Annotated in this window: 14 protein-coding genes and 1 riboswitch; of the genes, 7 read left to right on the top strand and 7 right to left on the bottom strand. The window is 54.3% G+C overall.

Annotated elements, in window-relative coordinates:
- The first annotated feature begins 7 nt into the window (after nucleotides 1-7).
- On the top strand, nucleotides 8-4,510 hold the full coding sequence (locus LX66_RS26450) for a hypothetical protein (RefSeq protein WP_145719138.1): 4,503 nt from the start codon (nucleotides 8-10) through the stop codon (nucleotides 4,508-4,510).
- A 33-nt stretch (nucleotides 4,511-4,543) separates the two neighbouring features.
- Here LX66_RS26450 and LX66_RS26445 read toward each other — a convergent pair whose 3' ends face one another.
- The 3 genes from LX66_RS26445 to LX66_RS26435 form a co-directional block, all read right to left on the bottom strand.
- Nucleotides 4,544-5,911, bottom strand: a complete 1,368-nt coding sequence (locus LX66_RS26445; RefSeq protein WP_145719137.1) for an ATP-binding protein — start codon at nucleotides 5,909-5,911, stop codon at nucleotides 4,544-4,546.
- A gap of 399 nt (nucleotides 5,912-6,310) precedes the next feature.
- Nucleotides 6,311-7,246 carry a methionyl-tRNA formyltransferase gene (gene fmt, locus LX66_RS26440; RefSeq protein ID WP_244620520.1) on the bottom strand — a complete coding sequence of 312 codons (936 nt, stop codon included), beginning with the start codon at nucleotides 7,244-7,246 and terminating at the stop codon, nucleotides 6,311-6,313.
- Nucleotides 7,247-7,301: 55 nt separating this feature from the next.
- Nucleotides 7,302-8,468, bottom strand: coding sequence for an exo-beta-N-acetylmuramidase NamZ family protein (locus LX66_RS26435; RefSeq protein ID WP_145719135.1), 1,167 nt, complete (start codon nucleotides 8,466-8,468; stop codon nucleotides 7,302-7,304).
- A 95-nt stretch (nucleotides 8,469-8,563) separates the two neighbouring features.
- Between LX66_RS26435 and LX66_RS26430 the strand changes: the two genes are divergently transcribed.
- Nucleotides 8,564-8,992, top strand: coding sequence for an FKBP-type peptidyl-prolyl cis-trans isomerase (locus LX66_RS26430; RefSeq protein WP_145719133.1), 429 nt, complete (start codon nucleotides 8,564-8,566; stop codon nucleotides 8,990-8,992).
- Between the two features lie 97 nt (nucleotides 8,993-9,089).
- Here LX66_RS26430 and LX66_RS26425 read toward each other — a convergent pair whose 3' ends face one another.
- Genes LX66_RS26425 through metE form a run of 3 tightly spaced genes read right to left on the bottom strand, consistent with a single transcriptional unit; the run spans nucleotide 9,090 to nucleotide 12,055 of the window.
- Complete coding sequence (locus LX66_RS26425) at nucleotides 9,090-9,491, bottom strand: acyl-CoA thioesterase (protein ID WP_145719131.1); 402 nt, start codon at nucleotides 9,489-9,491, stop codon at nucleotides 9,090-9,092.
- 6 nt (nucleotides 9,492-9,497) lie between these two features.
- Complete coding sequence (locus LX66_RS26420) at nucleotides 9,498-9,740, bottom strand: cysteine-rich CWC family protein (RefSeq protein WP_145719129.1); 243 nt, start codon at nucleotides 9,738-9,740, stop codon at nucleotides 9,498-9,500.
- An 11-nt stretch (nucleotides 9,741-9,751) separates the two neighbouring features.
- Nucleotides 9,752-12,055 carry a 5-methyltetrahydropteroyltriglutamate--homocysteine S-methyltransferase gene (metE, locus tag LX66_RS26415; RefSeq protein ID WP_145719127.1) on the bottom strand — a complete coding sequence of 768 codons (2,304 nt, stop codon included), beginning with the start codon at nucleotides 12,053-12,055 and terminating at the stop codon, nucleotides 9,752-9,754.
- 91 nt (nucleotides 12,056-12,146) lie between these two features.
- Nucleotides 12,147-12,354, bottom strand: a riboswitch (cobalamin riboswitch).
- Between the two features lie 200 nt (nucleotides 12,355-12,554).
- Between metE and pepT the strand changes: the two genes are divergently transcribed.
- The 3 genes from pepT (at nucleotide 12,555) to LX66_RS26400 (ending at nucleotide 15,122) form a co-directional block, all read left to right on the top strand.
- The gene (pepT, locus tag LX66_RS26410) at nucleotides 12,555-13,802 is read left to right on the top strand and encodes a peptidase T (protein ID WP_145719125.1); all 1,248 of its coding nucleotides are present in this window, start codon (nucleotides 12,555-12,557) and stop codon (nucleotides 13,800-13,802) included.
- An 80-nt stretch (nucleotides 13,803-13,882) separates the two neighbouring features.
- Entirely contained in the window at nucleotides 13,883-14,599 is a 717-nt protein-coding gene (locus LX66_RS26405; RefSeq protein WP_145719123.1) for a MotA/TolQ/ExbB proton channel family protein, read from the top strand.
- Nucleotides 14,600-14,711: 112 nt separating this feature from the next.
- Nucleotides 14,712-15,122, top strand: a complete 411-nt coding sequence (locus LX66_RS26400; protein WP_145719121.1) for an ExbD/TolR family protein — start codon at nucleotides 14,712-14,714, stop codon at nucleotides 15,120-15,122.
- Here the strand turns inward: LX66_RS26400 and prmC are convergent.
- On the bottom strand, nucleotides 15,119-15,976 hold the full coding sequence (prmC, locus tag LX66_RS26395; RefSeq protein ID WP_145719119.1) for a peptide chain release factor N(5)-glutamine methyltransferase: 858 nt from the start codon (nucleotides 15,974-15,976) through the stop codon (nucleotides 15,119-15,121). The genes LX66_RS26400 and prmC overlap by 4 nt on opposite strands.
- A gap of 46 nt (nucleotides 15,977-16,022) precedes the next feature.
- On the opposite strand from prmC, the gene ribD reads away from it, so the two are divergent.
- A complete protein-coding gene (gene ribD, locus LX66_RS26390; RefSeq protein WP_145719117.1) occupies nucleotides 16,023-17,069 on the top strand; it encodes a bifunctional diaminohydroxyphosphoribosylaminopyrimidine deaminase/5-amino-6-(5-phosphoribosylamino)uracil reductase RibD in 1,047 nt (348 codons plus the stop codon).
- Complete coding sequence (locus tag LX66_RS26385) at nucleotides 17,069-17,668, top strand: IMPACT family protein (RefSeq protein WP_145719115.1); 600 nt, start codon at nucleotides 17,069-17,071, stop codon at nucleotides 17,666-17,668. Before ribD ends, LX66_RS26385 begins: the two co-directional genes overlap by 1 nt.

The raw sequence follows: 17,668 nt of genomic DNA, 5'->3' as shown, positions 1-17,668 counted from the left end.
ACCAACAATGAACCTTACACGATCATACCATACCCTGATAGCCGTCTTGTTACTGCCCGCGTACCTCTGCGCGCAGGACAAGGCGGCCCTGCATAACCGGCACCTGGATGTTGAATGGAGGCAGGGGCAAAGCGGTTACCGCATTGTAAAGGCCGCTGTAGTGGCAGGGAACGGGCATACACCGCTGGCGCAGCCTTCCGGTGAATATACGGTGCTGTACAGCGCCCGTAAGCCGGATTCCCGGCCTCTGCGGCAGCAGGTGGCTAAGCGCGCGGCCACTTTCCCGGAGCCGATTTACAGGTACCTGATCAAGCGCTGGGATGAGAACCTGGAACCGGTGGCCATGAACACTGCCGGCAAGGCCCTGCATTTTTTCCCGGCAACCGCTACGCAGGACGGCGATACGGCGGTGGTATTCCGCTATGGCAATGATACCCTGCAGTTAACAGCCCGCTGGAGCCTGGAGGCCCGCTATCCGCAGGATATTACAGTGACGCTGACGCTCAAAGCCCTGAAGCCTGGCTATTATGCCCTGGCCACCCCTGCATTGGCCACTGTACCGGAGCAGCAACTGGCCTGGGGCATGATACCCGGTTATTTCCAGGCCAAAAGCCTGCAGCACGACCTGGTGAGCAGCTACGGTTACGGGCAGGGCATACCGGACCGTCCCATCATCCTGCGGGAACGTACAGCCAGCACCCTGTGCCCGTTGATACAGGACCGCAACGGTATTTCCCTGGCCGTAATACCTGCGCCCGGCACCGGCCGTGATCCCTGGGAAAGTGATCATAATACCCATAGCGAATGGAAGTTGGGACTGTCCCTTATGGACCGTAAAGGCGCGCTGACGCCGGTGGCGTACCACCCCGTGCTGGGACAGCAGGATTCGTATATGCAGCCCGGTGAGGAGCGCGCCTTCGCTTTCCGTTACAGCCTGCAGGCAGCGGATTGGTACAGCGTGTACAAACACGCCATCTATGATATTTACCGCTTCCGCGATTTCCTGGCGCTGAAGCAAACCCGGCAATCGTTGACGGACCGTATCATGGAGATGCTGCATTATGTGAAGGCGGACAGTACCTCCCGCTGGCGCATGGCAGTGCACAAAGGTTTGCAGATAGGCGCGCAGGACTACCTGGGCGGCGTGGTAGGATCGGACAAGGATGCCACGAAGAATTCCGACTATGGCGCTATGTGGATGCTGGCCCGCCTCACCGGCGATACCCTGCTGGAGCGGCAGCGCCTGCCCTACGCGCTTAATTTCAAGCTGATGCAGCAGCAGGAGGAGCCGGGCTTTTTCCAGGGGGCCACTACCGGGCAGTACTATCTCTGGAAGAGCAAACGCTTTACTGAAGAATGGGGCGCCTACGTAGAGCCGGTCGCGTTAACCTATTACACCATGATGGATATGGGCAATATATTGCTCTTTGAACCGGGTAACCAGACCTTGCGGAAGCGGCTGCGGCTGGGAGCGGACAAACTGCTGCAATGGCAGCACGCGGACGGCCGCTGGGAGGTAGCCTATGATCATAACACTACCCGGCCCATGTTCACCGATCTGCAGGACCTGCGCCCCACCTTTTACGGGCTGCTGGTGGCCTACCGTATACTGGGCGACAAAAAATACCTGGCGGCCGCGCGCAGGGGCGCTGACTGGTTTGTAAAGGAAGCCACTGATCGCGGTTATTTCCTGGGTGTGTGCGGCGATGCGCGCTTTGTAGCCGATTTTGCTACCGGGCAGAGCGTGCAGGCTTTGCTGGAGCTGTACGACCTGACCGGTGAACAGCGATACAGGGATGCAGCCATCGCCACCGCGCGTATCTATACGGCATCCATCTATACGCATCCCATCCCTTCCCGCCGGAAGAAAACCGTGAACGGCGTAACTAGGGAGGATTGGGAGATCAGCCAGGCGGGCCTCAGTTTTGAGCATGGCGGCAGTTTAGGCTCCGCCACCGTTAATGGTCCTATCCTGCTGGCCAGCCATGCCGGTATGTTTGTGCGCCTGTTTTCCATGACCGGGGACTCCCTGTACCTGGACATGGCCCGCGCCGCCGCCCTGGGGCGCGATGCTTTCGTGCACCAGCCCACCGGCGTAGCCTCCTATTACTGGAACGTGATGGATAAAGGCGCGGGGCCGTACCCGCATCATGCCTGGTGGCAGGTAGGCTGGATCACGGACTACCTGTTGTCCGAAGCAGCGCTGCGCAGCGGCGGAAAGATCAATTTCCCGCCCGGGTTCATTACGCCTAAAGTAGGCCCACACCTGTGCTATGGGTTTGCGCCGGGGAAGGTATTCGGGCGTAGCGCCAGCCTGTACCTGCCGGACAGCATGCTGCAGGTCAGCAACCCGTTGGTGGACTATATGAGCGCTATTGATACCGCTTCCAGCCAGTTGTATGTAATGCTGCTGAACAACGATGATGAAACACAGCAGGCCAATGTGCAACTGGACCTGGAGAAGGTATTGCCGGATAAAAAAGTGCAGTTGACCATTGTGCGGCTGCTGGACCACAAGGGGCAGCGGGACGGCGATGTGCGCATTGGCGCATCGCAGCAGGTCACTATCCCGCCTTATGGCCTGAAAGTACTGTTATTCAGCTATGCTCCGGCCGATACACAGTATGTAGCCGTGAAGCACTGGGTATGCGTGAACCAGTGGGGCTATAACAGCAATGCGCCCAAGCGTTTCACAGTACCGACTGCCGCACAGGAAAACCTGCATTTCCGGATCACCCGGCAGAACGGGACGGAAAAATTATTTGAAGGCATGGTGCAGAACGGCATCGGCGACTTTACGGAATTCCGCCCTGCCGACCCCGGACCTTATACTGTGCAGGTGGAAAGCAGCCGCCTGCCGGGTGCCGCCTCGTATCCCTTTGAGATAGGCCCGTTTGTGCTGGAAAGAATGGCCGCGCAGCCTTCCATCGATTTTATGAACGACTGCCGCAGCATTACCGGCACGCATCCATCTGCCTATGGCGGCTGTCCCTGGCGTGACGGCACATTTTACTCCTACGAGATACCTTCCCTGGTGCTGATGTACCTTTCGAATCCACAGCAGTACGAGCGATTGCCTGCTACCATTGATTATGCGGCAATGAAGCGCAAGGTGCTGGACCCAGCCTTCCGCCTGGTAAAAGCGCCGAATGATTCCACCGCGCTGGCCAGCGCGCGCCGTTACTTTACGGAAATACCTCCACTAACGGGAAAGCATATACCGGACCTAATGTGGGACCTGCATTGGGGCATCGGGTATTACCTGGTAAACCCCCTTACCGCCGACCCCAGCGACAACAGTAAACCGCCGCCCGAACTGCATGCGCAGACACTGGCACAGTTTGCCTACTTCCTGTATGCTTATCCCTGGCTGGAAAAATGGTTCCCGCAAAGCATCTATGAACAGGCGTTGCAGTTTGCCCTGGCTCACTGGAAAGCAGCCGGCCTGCTGGAGGTACGCCGCGAGATAGGCAGTCCCAAAGGGCGTTACGCCCCCGGCTTTTCCATACTGCCCAACTTAATGATGTACGAGGTATGCAGGCGGGAACAACAATCCCACCCGGAGGCCTTCATGCAGGCGGCCCGCCGGCAGGCGGAGTGGATCATAGATTCCCTGGACCTGCAGGACCCGCTGGTCACCAAGGGGCAGCGCATGAGCGAACATATGCTGATGACGGGGCTCGCTTTCTACCAGTTGCATTACCCGGATGCCGCGCCAGCCGGGCTGCAGCAGAAAATAAACGAATGGGTGGACGTGGTGATCAGCCGTTCCGGCAACATGTGGGATTTCCGGCGTTATGACCTGGACAGCAACTGGACCGTGCCCTGGTATAATGAAGTAGGCAATGTGGCGGGCTTCCCGGCATCTGCCCTGCAAGCGGCCGCAGTAATAACGGATACGGCAAAACGCTACCGTTTGCTGGAGATTGCCTTTGCCCATTTTGATAACCTGTACGGGCGCAACCCCCTGAACGTGTTTACAGCCCACTACCCGGAAATGGGCTTTACCGGCGTGGAGAAAGGTTTTCCCAAGGGGTATCACGAGGATGTATGCGCCCGCCTGGAACTGGTGCGCGGCGCGCTGAGCTGCCTGCCCGGCACGGAAATGTATCCTTTCAACCCGGCCGGCAGCTACCGTCACCTGGAGGGATGGGTGAACCATAATACGGCCTGGAACGTGAGCCTGGCCATGCTCAATTGGTTCGATAACCAGCCATTGTCCCTTACCCGGCAGGAGAACGGGCTGGCTGTCCGCTGGCAGGCGCCGGTGAATGATGATGTGCAGGCCCGCGAAAGCCTACCCCTCATCGTGTATGTAAATGGCAGGGAGGCTGGTACGGTTACCCTGGCGGAAGAAGGGAGTAACAGCCACGCATTTGCTGCATTGTTGCCGTTGAAGGGCAATAAGCTGGTGATGGATGACCGGCAGGTGAGGTTGCGGAAGGGAGATGTGATAAGGCTGGCGTATGGCAGGGGGATATTGGAGAAGGGGATGGAGCTGAGGTGGTAAAGGAGGATTATTAAATACTTTTTAGGATGGTTGTTAAATACGGTTTTTTATTTCAATCTGTTGCTGAAACCAGGGCAGATAAGTTGGTACCTGTGTAGCCAGGCAATAGGGCAAATTAAGCAGAAAATAATGTTTGCCCTCAAGGGTTTGTACCGATGATATGTGCAAAGGGCCGGCATACAGGCGAACCGCCATGCTATGCGGAGCCGTATCCATAAATAGATGTAAAGACCTTAGTGTGCCTTCCGCGCCAGCTTTCACTTCTATAGGGATTAGCTTTCCTTCCCACTGTAGCAGGTAATCTACTTCTGCGGAAGAGCTTGTTTTTTCCCTGACCCAAAAATGCAGGTCGCTTAATGCATTGTATTGTGTGGCCAAAAACTCTTGTCCGACGAGGTGTTCAACCATATTGCCTCCGTATACGTTATTGAGGTCAGGGGTGCCAATAATCAGTTTTTGTATACCTAAGAAATAATTGAGCATGCCAGTATCCAGCACCTGCAGGCGGGGCGACTTCCGGGTATCGGGTAATAGCGGAAGCGTAGCGCCGGTATTAGGATATATCAAATGCAGCAATAAGGCTTTTTCCAGCGTACGCAGGGCTTCGCCCATCTCGCGGCTGCCATAGTTAGACTTGCCGAAGCCATGGAACTTAATACGCTTGCCAGCTTCTACAAACGAAGCCCTGATTGCATGCCGTATAGTTTGTACTTGACTGTTACTTGTTGCATATTTTTCCACATCGTCCAGGTAGCCTGTTATCAGAGATTCATAGATAGGGGCCAGCGCTGTAATATCCCGGTATGTGGCATAATGTTGTACAATCTCCGGCATTCCCCCGATGATGGCATAGGTATGAAATAACTGCATCAGTTTGTGCTGTGCAAAAGCGGGTAGGGGAGTATGCTGCAACTGTTCCAGGGCGGCTGTTTCCCCTACAGCGTTAAGGAATTCGGCAAAGCTGGCTGGTCGTACTACCAGGTAATCTACTCTGCCTACCGGAAAGCTGATCTTTTGATCAAAGATGGTTTCCAACAGGCTTCCGGCTGCAATTACAAAAACTTCAGGAGCTTCTTCATAGAAGTACCGGAGTATGTTCAATGCTTCAGGGACTTCCTGTATCTCATCTATAAAGATCAGGCTGTGGTGCTTTTGTTGATAGCTTTTATTTTTTAGGAAAAACAAGGCCTGCAACAGGTTATCTATATTGGTAAATTGCTCGAAGGGAAGACGATCGGCTGCCAGCTCAAGATTGAGATAAATATATTGTGGGAACCCGGTTGCAAACTGCTGTACCAGGGTTGTTTTGCCCACTTGTCGGGCCCCCCTGATAACTAAGGGTTTACGATTAGGCTGTAAACGCCATTTTTCCAATGCTGTTACAATGTTTCTTTGGAACATTGTACAAATGTAGGGTTATTTTTCCTAAAACAATACACAAAATTAGGGTAAATTAAATGATTATTTGCAATAAAATTAGGGTTATTTCGACGCTAGAACTTGAATCCATTTATCGCCTGGGCTATTATCGTAGACAATAGTATACAGTTCTATTTCGGGTAATTATCTGGATCAATTGTATTATTTGGAAGATCCTCAAGTTTCAAATCGGCCTTACTCGATCCTTGCGACATTACCAATTCATATGCTTTCAGAACTGAGCTTTTCCCCACATTATTTCCACCAACCAAAACCACAATGTCATAGATCAATCTCAACAGGGATCTTACCGATACATCGGTAATTCCTGCATATTGTAGGATATAGAAATTGAACAAAAGGTAATAACATAAAATCCTTTCACCCCATCCTGTACCCTCTCAAAAACGCCTCAACATCCATCTTTTTCTTCCCTTCCAGTTGCACCTCCTGCAGGGACAAATACCCATCCGGCGCGGCTATTTTCAGCCAGCTTTTGTGATCGGTAATGGCTTCTCCCGGTGCTACGGATGGCGTGGCATGTTCTTTCACTGCCCTGAATATTTTAAGCTGCTTACCCTGCAGCAGGGTCCAGGCGGTAGGATAGGGGCTGAGCCCTCTTACCAGGTTGTAGATACGGTCTATCGGCTGCTCCCAGTTAATGCGGCAGTCCTCCTTGAATATTTTGGGCGCATGTTTTACCCGGGCGGGGTCTGGCTCCGGCTGCGGTTTTTCGGTAGCAGTACCGGCCGCCAGGGCGTCCACGGTTTTCAGAAGCAACTGCGCCCCGGTCTGCATCAGCGCATCGTGCAGCTCGCCGGCGGTCTCATCTTCCCGGATGGGTACCTGTTCGCTGAAAAGGATATGGCCGGTATCGATCGCGTGCTGTAGCTTGAAGGTAGTGACCCCGCTGGCTTTTTCACCGTTGATGATGGCCCAGTTGATGGGTGCGGCGCCACGGTAGTCCGGCAGCAGGGAGGCATGCACATTAATGGTGCCCAGTGGCGGCATGTTCCACACCGCCTCCGGCAGCATGCGGAAGGCCACCACCACCTGCAGGTCTGCCTGCAGGGCTTTCAGTTCTTCCAGGAAAGCCGGGTTTTTGAGCTTCTCGGGTTGCAATACCTTCAATCCTTTGGATACTGCATATTTCTTCACCGCGCTTTCCTGTAGCTGCAGGCCGCGCCCGGCTGGTTTGTCCGGTGCGGTGATAACGCCTGCCACCGGGTAGCCGTGCTGCACCAGTATGTCCAGCGAGGCTACGGCAAAATCGGGCGTGCCCATGAATACAATACGCAGATCTTTCTTATTGGTCATTTCCAGTCTTTAAAAATGAAACACTTCTTATTTCTTCCTTCCTGCTTCCTTCTTCTTACTGATATAGCAGGTATTTTTTACGCAACTGCTTGAAGCGGCTCAGCCCCGGCTCCCAGCTCTGTCGGATCTCGCTTTCGCTTTTACCGTCCTTTATTTGCTGCATCAGTTGGCGGTTGCCGGCCAGCTTGTTAAAGAAGGCGTTAAAGAACTTATCCTTTTGCGGGTACATTTTATAAGCCTGTATCAGCCATTTCAGTTGCAACTGGTAGCCGGTTTGCCGCAATACGGAGGCTGCGGGGCCGGAGAGGTCGTACCCGTAGCATACCTGGTCCTTCAATACGGGGTTCTTCGCCCCGGGTGTGCTGCGTGGCGTAAAGCTATACAGGTCTTTCGGGAAAAGCGGGCTGCCAAATACCTGGAAAGGCTTGTCTGTACCACGTCCCAGGCTAAGGGCCGTGCCTTCAAAGAGGCAGAGCGAAGGGTACAGGTAAATAGACGCCATGTTGGGCAAATTGGGCGATGGCTTTACCGGGAGATGGTAGAACGTCTGGTGCGTATAACGCTGGCAGGGGATCACGGTCAGCTTGCAATGCACGCCGCCTTTTAGCCATTTTTCACCGTTCAGCAGGCGGGCGTATTCGCCTACCGTCATGCCATGCACCAGCGGGATGGGCTGCATGCCTACAAAGGAGCGGAAAGCTGTATCCAGTATGGGACCGTCTACATAATGCCCGTTGGGATTGGGACGGTCCAGCACGATCAGTGGTTTATTGTTTTCCGCGGCAGATTCCATCAGTTCCTGCAGGGAGGAAATGTAGGTATAAAAGCGGGCGCCTACGTCCTGTATGTCAAACACCAGCACGTCCACATCCCGCAGGTCGGCGGCATCGGCTTTGCGGTGTTTGCCATAGAGCGATACAATGGGAAGGCCCGTGCGCTCATCCACGCTGTTGCCTATTTTTTCACCGGCATCGGCATTGCCGCGGAATCCATGTTCCGGGCTGAATATCTTCTGGATACGCACACCCAACTGCAGCAGTGAATCCACGAGGTGTGTTTGCCCGATAACAGCGGTCTGGTTTACCAGCAGCGCCACCCTTTTATTTTTAAGCAACGGCAGGTATTCCGCTGTTCTGTCTGCCCCGGTTATTACCGGAGCCTGTGCCTGTACCAACCGGAAGGCCAGCAGCAGCACGCTCAGCAATTTAATGGTCTTGTACATGGCCGTAAAAATACGGATTGCTGGGTTTGTGCGCCTTGATCTTTTTTCCTTACTTTGCAGGAGACATATTCTGTTAACACATTAACATTTTTTTTATGCAGACAGTTAAAACAGGGGACACGGTACGCGTGCATTATCACGGCCGTTTGACCAACGGATCTACTTTTGATTCCTCCGAAGGAAGGGACCCGCTGGAGTTCCAGGTAGGCGCCGGTATGGTGATCAAAGGCTTTGATAGTGGTGTGCTGGAAATGCAGGTAGGGGACAAGAAAACGGTACAGATCCCTGTGGATCAGGCATATGGCCCGAAGAACGATGAGCTGATCATGGAGTTCCCGAAGGCCAATATTCCGCCTGACCTGAAACCGGAAGTGGGCATGGAGTTGCAGATGAGCAACGCCCAGGGCCAGGTATTCCCGGTGAAGGTGGCTGCAGTAGGTAATGAATCCGTTACGCTGGACGCCAACCATCCGCTGGCCGGCGAAGAGCTGATATTCGATATCGAACTGGTAGAGATCGTTTAATTAAAAATTAATAATGAATAATTAATAATATGCGTTACACAAGTGCTTTATCGAAACGGCAAGTTGCGTATATTATTAATTATTCATTATTAACTGTTCATTCTTCAGCAGGTGGCAATACAATCGCCGTAGGCCGTTTCTGGTCGTCAATCGCCACAAAAGCAAAAGTGCCCTCAATAGCCTTCTCACGGTGATTTGCATACATCTGTTCCACATACACTGTTACACGTACCTTCAGGCTGGTAGTGCCTACATGCATCACTTCTCCCACTAATTCTATAATGGTTCCATGCGGAATAGGTTTCTTGAAATCTATCCGGTCGCTGGATACGGTGACCATGCGCATGCGGCTGAAGCGCGTGGCCGTAATAAAGGCCACCTCGTCCATCAACTGCATGGCAGTGCCGCCGAACATGGTATCATAATGATTCACCGTATTGGGAAATACCGCTTTGTAGATCCGCGTCACGGACCGGGCTATCTGTGCTTCGTATGACATAAGTTATTATCGCTTTCCGAATAAAGTGAATACCTGCTGCAGCCGTTGCCGGAACTTTTCCTGCTTGTAGCTGCTTTTTACTGCCTGCAGGCAGTCCGCGCACAGGCAGCCGCTGTACTGTTCGCTAATGTACTGGCGCTCCTCCGCTGTGAGCGGCACTGCCTGGCACTGGCAGCGGAGGATAGTGCCTACGCGGCATTCAAAAGCGCTTTTGCAGCGCGGACAGGTGACGGTTTCATGGCAGGCCATAGCGCAATTTACTACTCTGCCAGCACATTGGCCCGCATCTCCTGCGCCGCTGCCACCATGTTGCGGAGCGCTTGTTCTGTTTCCGGCCATTTGCGCGTCTTCAGGCCGCAGTCGGGGTTCACCCAGATGTTGCGGGCCGGCAGCAACTGCGCCGCTTTTTCCAGCAGCTCCGTCATTTCAGTAATGGTCGGCACCCGCGGGGAATGAATATCATATACGCCCGGCCCTATCTCGTTGGGATAGCGGAAAGCGGCAAAGGCTTCCAGCAGCTCCATTTGCGAGCGGGAAGTTTCAATAGTGATCACATCTGCGTCCATTGCGGCAATGCTGTCTATAATATCGTTGAACTCGGAGTAGCACATATGCGTATGCACCTGTGTTTCGTCCTTCACACAGGAAACGGATACGCGGAAGGCGCGCACCGCCCAGTCCAGGTACGCCTTCCACCGGGCCTTGCGCAGCGGCAATCCTTCGCGGATGGCCGGCTCGTCCACCTGTATCACCTGTATGCCCGCTTTTTCCAGCTCCGCCACCTCATCGCGGATGGCCAGCGCTATCTGCAGGGTGGTGTCCGCACGGGGCTGATCATCCCGCACAAAGGACCATTGCAGGATGGTAACCGGGCCCGTCAACATGCCTTTCATGGGCTTGCGGGTGAGTGACTGCGCGTAGCTGCTCCAGGCTACCGTCATAGGCTGGCTGCGCTGTACGTCGCCATAGATCACGGGCGGTTTCACGCAGCGGGAGCCATAGCTCTGTACCCAGCCGTTCTGCGTGAATACAAAGCCTTCCAGTTGCTCGCCGAAATACTCTACCATATCGTTCCGCTCAAATTCGCCATGCACCAGCACATCCAGTCCCAGGCCCTCCTGCCATTTTACGGCGTCTGCTATGGCTGCGCGGATCGCTGTTTCATATTCGGCGGGGGTAATATCCCCTTTTTTCAGGCGGGCGCGCAGTTGGCGGATCTCCGCTGTTTGCGGGAAGGAGCCGATGGTGGTAGTAGGGAACAGGGGCAGTTGTAGTAAGGCTTCCTGCGCCTGCTGCCGGATATGGAAGGGATGCTGCCGGGTAGCGTCCGCTTCCGTGAGCGCCTCTACGCGGGCCTTTACGGCTGGCTTATGCACAATGGCGGCGATACTTTTTTCGTACAGGCATGCCTGGTTGGCTTCCAGCAGCGAATTATCGCCGGCCAGTATCTGCCGCAGCTCGGCGAGCTCCTGCACTTTTTGTTTGGCAAAGGCCATCCAGCTTTTTATATGCGGCGTCAGCACGGCTTCATCGGTTTCCAGGTCCAGGTCGTACGGCGTATGCAGCAGGGAGCAGGAGCTGGCCAGCAGCAGGCGCTCCTCACCAATGGCCGCGGCCGCCTGGCGGATCAGTTGCAGGGATCTTTCATAATCATTTTTCCAGATATTGCGCCCGTTCACAATGCCCAGGGAGAGCAGCATGCCGTCCGGGATGCCCTGTAATATGGCGTCCAGTTGTTCCGGCGCCCGCACCAGGTCTATATGCAGGGCCTGCACCGGCAGTTGCAGCGCCAGTTCCGTGTTTTCCTGCAGCGGGCCGAAATAGGTGGCCAGCATGAGCTGCAGGGAGGGCAGGGCCTTGCCGATCTGCGTATAGGCGTACCGGTAAAGGGCCTGCTGCCCGGCAGTCAGGTCCAGCACCAGGCAGGGCTCGTCCAGTTGTACCCAGGTGGCGCCGGCCTGCTGCAGGCTTTGCAATAACTGTATATATACCGGCAGTAGCTGCTCCAGCAACTGGCTGGTATGCAGGCCGGTATCCTTGCTTTTGCCCAGCAGCAGGAAGCTTACCGGTCCCAATAGCACGGGCTTGGTAGTAATGCCCAGGGCCAGCGCCTCTTTGAACTCATCCACGCATTTGGTGGAAAGCACGCGGAATTGCTGACCGGCATTGAATTCCGGCACCAGGTAATGATAGTTGGTGTCAAACCATTTGGTCATTTCCATGGCGGTGATGTCCAGCCCGTTCTTCTGGTAGCCGCGGGCCATGGCAAAGTACAGCTCCGGGCTGCTGGCGCTTACCAGCTTGTCCAGCAGGGGCTGGAAACGGGCCGGTACCGCACCGGTCATCAGGCACATGTCCAGCACCTGGTCATACAGTGAAAAATCGTTGGAAGGGATCAGGTCTATGCCGGCCTGTTGGAGGGTTTCCCAGTGCTGTCGGCGCAATTGCCGGGCGGTGAGCTGGAGCTTCTCCAGCGACATTTTGCCCGCCCAGTAGGCTTCGCAGGCTTTTTTCAGTTCCCGTTGACTACCAATACGCGGGTAGCCCAGTACGTTGGTTTGCATACGTGCAAGGTTTTGATGGTAAGGAAAATACCGCGGGAGGCAATGGGGAGTTGATAGTCATTCCGTGTATTGCTTTGTTCCGCGAAAGCATACATCCAATTTGTTTGTGGCAAGTATCCTGGCTTGTAACGGTGGTGGCCGTCCTTCTCATCCGCCGGCAGGCAGACAATGGACAGTAGCGTGGCCATCACTTTTCCGAAGGTTACTTACAGTTGCGCGTCAGCCCGTGATTTGCACACGGTTCCTTTTTAATCCCTTCGCGGCCGGGCCGGAAGGGAACCGCAAACAAAGTTGCATGGTAAAGTGCCGGTGCAAATATAGATAAAACAGCTTTCATGGATGTATATTATTTTTCTATGCAAACCTATATTTATAGTATGGTTAATTCATAGTGTGTATATAATTTGGTTTTTTATATCATAGTTCATTATTTTTAAAGAAAATTATTCTATTATCGGATAGCAAAGCGCCGCAAAAAAGAAAATCTTACGTTTGCAGGATGTTTACCGATTACCAGTATACCGTAACCGAACGTTTTTTGCGGTACGTACAAATAGATACACAGTCCGATCCCTTAAGCACTTCCTTTCCTTCCACGGCAAAACAAAAGGACCTGGGGCGCCTGCTGGTGCAGGAGCTGCAGCAGACGGGCCTTGCCGATGCGGAGCTGGACCCGCACGGGTACGTGTATGCCACCATTCCTGCCAATACGGACAAAGCGGTGCCCGTCATCTGCCTTTGCGCGCATATGGATACTTCCAGCGATTGCTGCGGTACCGGTGTGAAGCCGGTTGTTCATTATAAGTATGACGGCGGCGATATTGTATTGCCGGATGATCCTGCCCAGGTGATACGCGCCGCTGAACATCCCTACCTGCAACAGAAAAAAGGCGATGATATCATTACCGCCAGCGGCGCCACTTTGCTGGGGGCCGATAATAAAGCCGGTGTTGCCGCTATTATGGATGCCACCCGTTTTTTACTGGAACACCCGGAAGTAAAGCACGGGGCTATCCGCATCCTGTTCACGCCGGACGAAGAAACCGGCCGGGGCGTGGAAAAGCTGGATATGGCCAAACTGGGCGCACAGTACGGCTACACCCTGGACGGGGGAGAGCTGGGCTCCCTGGAAGATGAGACCTTTTCCGCAGACGCAGCAAAGATCACGATAGATGGCGTAGGCATTCATCCCGGCACCGCCAAAGGCAAGCTGGTAAGTGCCATTAAAATAGCCGCCGAAATAGTGGCCGCGCTGCCGGCAGACCGCTTATCGCCGGAAACCACCGAAGGGCGCCAGGGCTTCATACACCCGGTGCGCGTGCAAGGCACCGTGGAAAGGGCGGAGATCGATCTTATCCTGCGCGATTTTGTAACGCAGGAGCTGGAAGCACATGCCGCCCTGCTGCGCCAGGTAATGGACACCGTGCTGCAGCGCCACCCGCAGGGGCGCGCCACTTTAGCGATAACGCCCCAGTACCGCAATATGAAGGAAGTGCTGGACCAGCATCCGCAGGTATGCGCCTATGCGGAGGAAGCCATCCGCCGTGCGGGCGTTACCCCGCTGAAGATGATCATCCGCGGCGGTACGGACGGCTCCCGCCTGTCTTTCATGGGATTGCCCTGTCCCAATATCTTTACCGGCGAAATGGCCCTGCACAGCAAACAGGAATACGTGAGCATACAGGATATGCAAAAGGCCGTGCAGACCATTGTACACCTGGCACAGGTTTGGGAGGAACGGTCATAATAAAATCCGGCCGTTTCCGTTTTTACATTAACTTATTGTATCTTAATTTAATACTTTTGCAAGGTTTTAAAATTTAATACATGCTATCAGGACTTGTTACATTACTACAGGATACGATGTTGCTGCCCCCGGCCGATACCGTGGCTACTGCCGCCGGTGCCGCTGCTGCTGCGGATCAGCATATCAGCTTACTGGATCTGTTAATGAAAGGCGGTGTGCTCATGATACCGTTGGGCGTACTTTCTTTGATAGCGGTGTTTGTATTTGTAGAAAGGTATCTTACCATTGCAAAAGCCGGCAGGATGGAAGAGAACTTCATGCCGATGATACGGGACCACATTACCAGCGGTAATATAGCGGCCGCCCGCTCCCTGTCCAAGAACACCGCCAACCCGGCCGCCCGTATGATAGACAAGGGCATACAGCGCATCGGCAAGCCGATCGAGAATATTGAGCGCTCCATGGAGAATGTGGGAAAGCTGGAAATATACAAGATGGAAAAGAACCTGGTGATACTGTCCATCATTGCGGGCATTGCGCCCATGTTCGGTTTCCTGGGTACTATTGCCGGTATGATCCAGACCTTCTTCAACATTTCCATTACTTCCGATATTACGCTGGGCACCATTGCCGGCGGTATCTATGTAAAGATGATCACCTCCGCTACCGGCCTTATTATCGGTATCGTGGCCTACATCGGCTACAGTTTCCTGAATGCGCAGATAGATAAGGTGGTGAATAAAATGGAAGCCGCTTCCTCGGAGTTTATTGATATTTTACAGGAGCCTACCCGGTAGTTAATTAAAAGGTAAGAATTAATAATTAATAATCGAAAGGCCGGTGCTGCAATGAAACAGGCGTGTAACGGGTATTATTAATTATTCATTATTCATTATTAATTGTTCAAAAATGAACCTGCGCAGCAGAAGGGGAAAAAGACAGGTAGAGCTGCATAACTCGGCGCTGAATGATATTCTGTTCATTCTGCTCCTGTTCTTCCTGATCGTGTCTACACTGGCCAACCCGAACGTGATAAAGCTCACCCTGCCCAAGGCTAAAAGCAATACCAAAGCCAAGCAAACGGTGGTGGTGAGCATTAACGATAAGCGGGAGTTCTTCGTAGGCACCAACCGGGTGCCTTTCGAGAGCCTGAAGCAGATGCTGGTGCCGGCCATCGCACGGGAGAACGTGGACCCCACTATTGTGATCAACGCGGAAAGGACGGTGCCGGTAGAGGATATCGTGCGCGTCATGGAAGTGGCGCGGGAAATAGGCGCCAAAGTGGTGCTGGCTACGGCCAACCCGCAAAGCAAGGGTTAAACTTCCGCGCGCACCATCCGGTCTTTCCCGAAAATATCCTGCCTGAGCGTGATCTGCCGGAAGCCTTGCTGCTCCAGCAATGCTACTACTTCTTTTCCAAGCGCTTCATTGATCTCGAAGTACAGTTTGCCGCCCGGCGCCAGCTTATGCCGCGCCAGTTGTGCAATGCGCCGGTAAAACAGCAGCGCGTCTTCATCCGGTACAAACAGGGCCAGTGAGGGCTCAAACTGCAGCACCTGCCGCTGCATGCCGGAACGTTCATTTTCCGGGATATAAGGCGGGTTGCTGACGATGATATCAAAAACAGGCAGCGGTTCCGTGGCCCTTTCATCCAGCACATCCGCCTGTTCAAAATGTACGTCCAGGTGCAGCCGGCCGGCATTGTTACGTGCCGTGCCCAGCGCGCCGGCGCTGACGTCCAGCCCCCAAACGGTGGCCTGCGGCAGTTCTTTTTTGAGCGCCAGCGGGATGCAGCCGCTCCCGGTGCCAATGTCCAGTATCCGTATAGCTGCATGTTCCCCTATTTGCACATCTGCTGCGATCCATTCCACCAGCTCTTCCGTTTCCGGGCGGGGTATCAGCACCTGCGGGTTTACCAGCAGCTCCATACCGTAAAACCAGGCCCTGCCGGTTACGTATTGCACCGGCTGGTACTGCAGCAGTCCTTCCACCGCCTGTTCCACCTGCGCCTGCTGGCTTAATTCCATCGTTTTTTCCTTGTAAATGATGCGGTCCAGTTTACTGAGGCCGGTAATATGCTCCAGCACCAGGTGAGCAATGTTAGCGGCCTCCCTTGGGGGATAAAGTGAAGCAATGGATCGGGTAATATAGGTAAATGCAGTTTGTATGTTCATGCAATGGTTTGAAAATGATATTTTTGCAAACATATAGAATTCCCGCATGAACAGTATCCAGGATGAACTTTTTATGCAGCGCTGTTTGCAGCTCGCGCAGCAGGGTGCCGGCCAGGTAGCGCCCAACCCGATGGTAGGCGCGGTGCTGGTGCACCAGGGCCGTATTATCGGCGAAGGGTACCATCGCCGCTACGGGCAGGCGCATGCGGAGGTGGAATGTGTGCAGCAGGTGGCGGAGGCAGACCGGCCGCTGATACCGCAGGCTACCATGTATGTGAGCCTGGAACCCTGCGCCCACTACGGTAAAACCCCGCCCTGTGCAGACCTGATCGTGGCGCAGCAGATACCGCGCGTGGTGATCGGCTGCATGGATACTTTTTCTGCAGTAAGCGGCAAAGGCATTGAAAAGCTGCAGCGTGCAGGCGTGGAAGTAAGCGTGGGCATGCTGGAAAGGGCCAGCCGGGAACTGAACCGGCGCTTTTTCACCTTTCACGAAAAGCAGCGCCCTTATATTATTTTGAAATGGGCGCAATGCCCCGCCGGCTTTATGGCTACGCTCAACGGCGAGCCGGTGCGCCTGTCCAACCCCTATAGTGACCGGCTGGTGCACCGCTGGCGTAGCGAGGAAATGGCTATACTGGTTGGCACCAGGACCGCGCTTACCGACAACCCCCGCCTTACCAACCGCCTGTGGACCGGCCGTAGCCCGCTGCGGCTGGTGATAGACCGGGAACTGGGCACGCCCCGACATTATCACCTGTGGGACGGCACCGTGCCTACCTGGTTCTTCACCGAAAAAGCAACCGGCAGCGATGGCGCCACGGAAACCATGCAGGTGGATTTCCGGCAGCCGCTGCTGCCCCAGCTTATGCAGCGCCTGTACGAAAGGAACATCAGCAGCGTGCTGGTGGAAGGCGGCGCCTATGTGCTGCAGCGCTTCATAGAAGCCGGCCTGTGGGACGAAGCCCGGGTGATCAACGGCAGCAACATGCTGGCCGAAGGACAGAAGGCGCCGGTGCTGCCCCGCGCATTATTGATAGACGAAACCACCCTGGAAGGGGACCGGGTATTATATTACAGGAATCAGCATTAATGGAAGTTTATTTTACAATTGAGAAAACAGCGACAGCAGAATACAAGGACAGGGGCAGTAAGTTCCTGGCATATGCCTTCCCTGTAAAAACAACGGACAACGTAAAAGAGCGGCTGCAGGAAGTGAAAAAGGAGCACCCCAAAGCCACGCATCATTGTTTTGCTTACCGCCTGGGAACAGGTGGCCTGCAGTTTCGCGCCAGCGATGATGGCGAGCCTTCCGGCACTGCCGGCAAGCCCATACTGGGACAGATAGACAGCAGGCAGCTTACGGACGTAATGGTGGTAGTGGTGCGCTACTTCGGCGGTACCCTGCTGGGAGCGCCCGGGCTGATCAATGCTTACAAAACCGCTACTGCACTGGTGCTGCAGCTCATACCGGCCGTGCAGAAAAATGTGGAAGCAAAATATTCCCTTACTTTTGACTATACCATCCAGAACGAGGTGATGACCGTACTGAAGCAGCATAACTGTACCATCCTCTCGCAGGAGCTGCAGTTGTTCTGCGTAATGCAGGTGGGCATACCAATATCCGGCCGCGAGCTGTGCCTCCTGCGTTTAAAGGATATCTACGGGCTGGAGATCCGGGAGCAGGCGTAA

It is taken from the genome of Chitinophaga japonensis (assembly GCF_007830125.1).
Taxonomy (GTDB): Bacteria; Bacteroidota; Bacteroidia; order Chitinophagales; family Chitinophagaceae; genus Chitinophaga; species Chitinophaga japonensis.
This window is presented reverse-complemented; position numbering and strand designations above follow the sequence as displayed.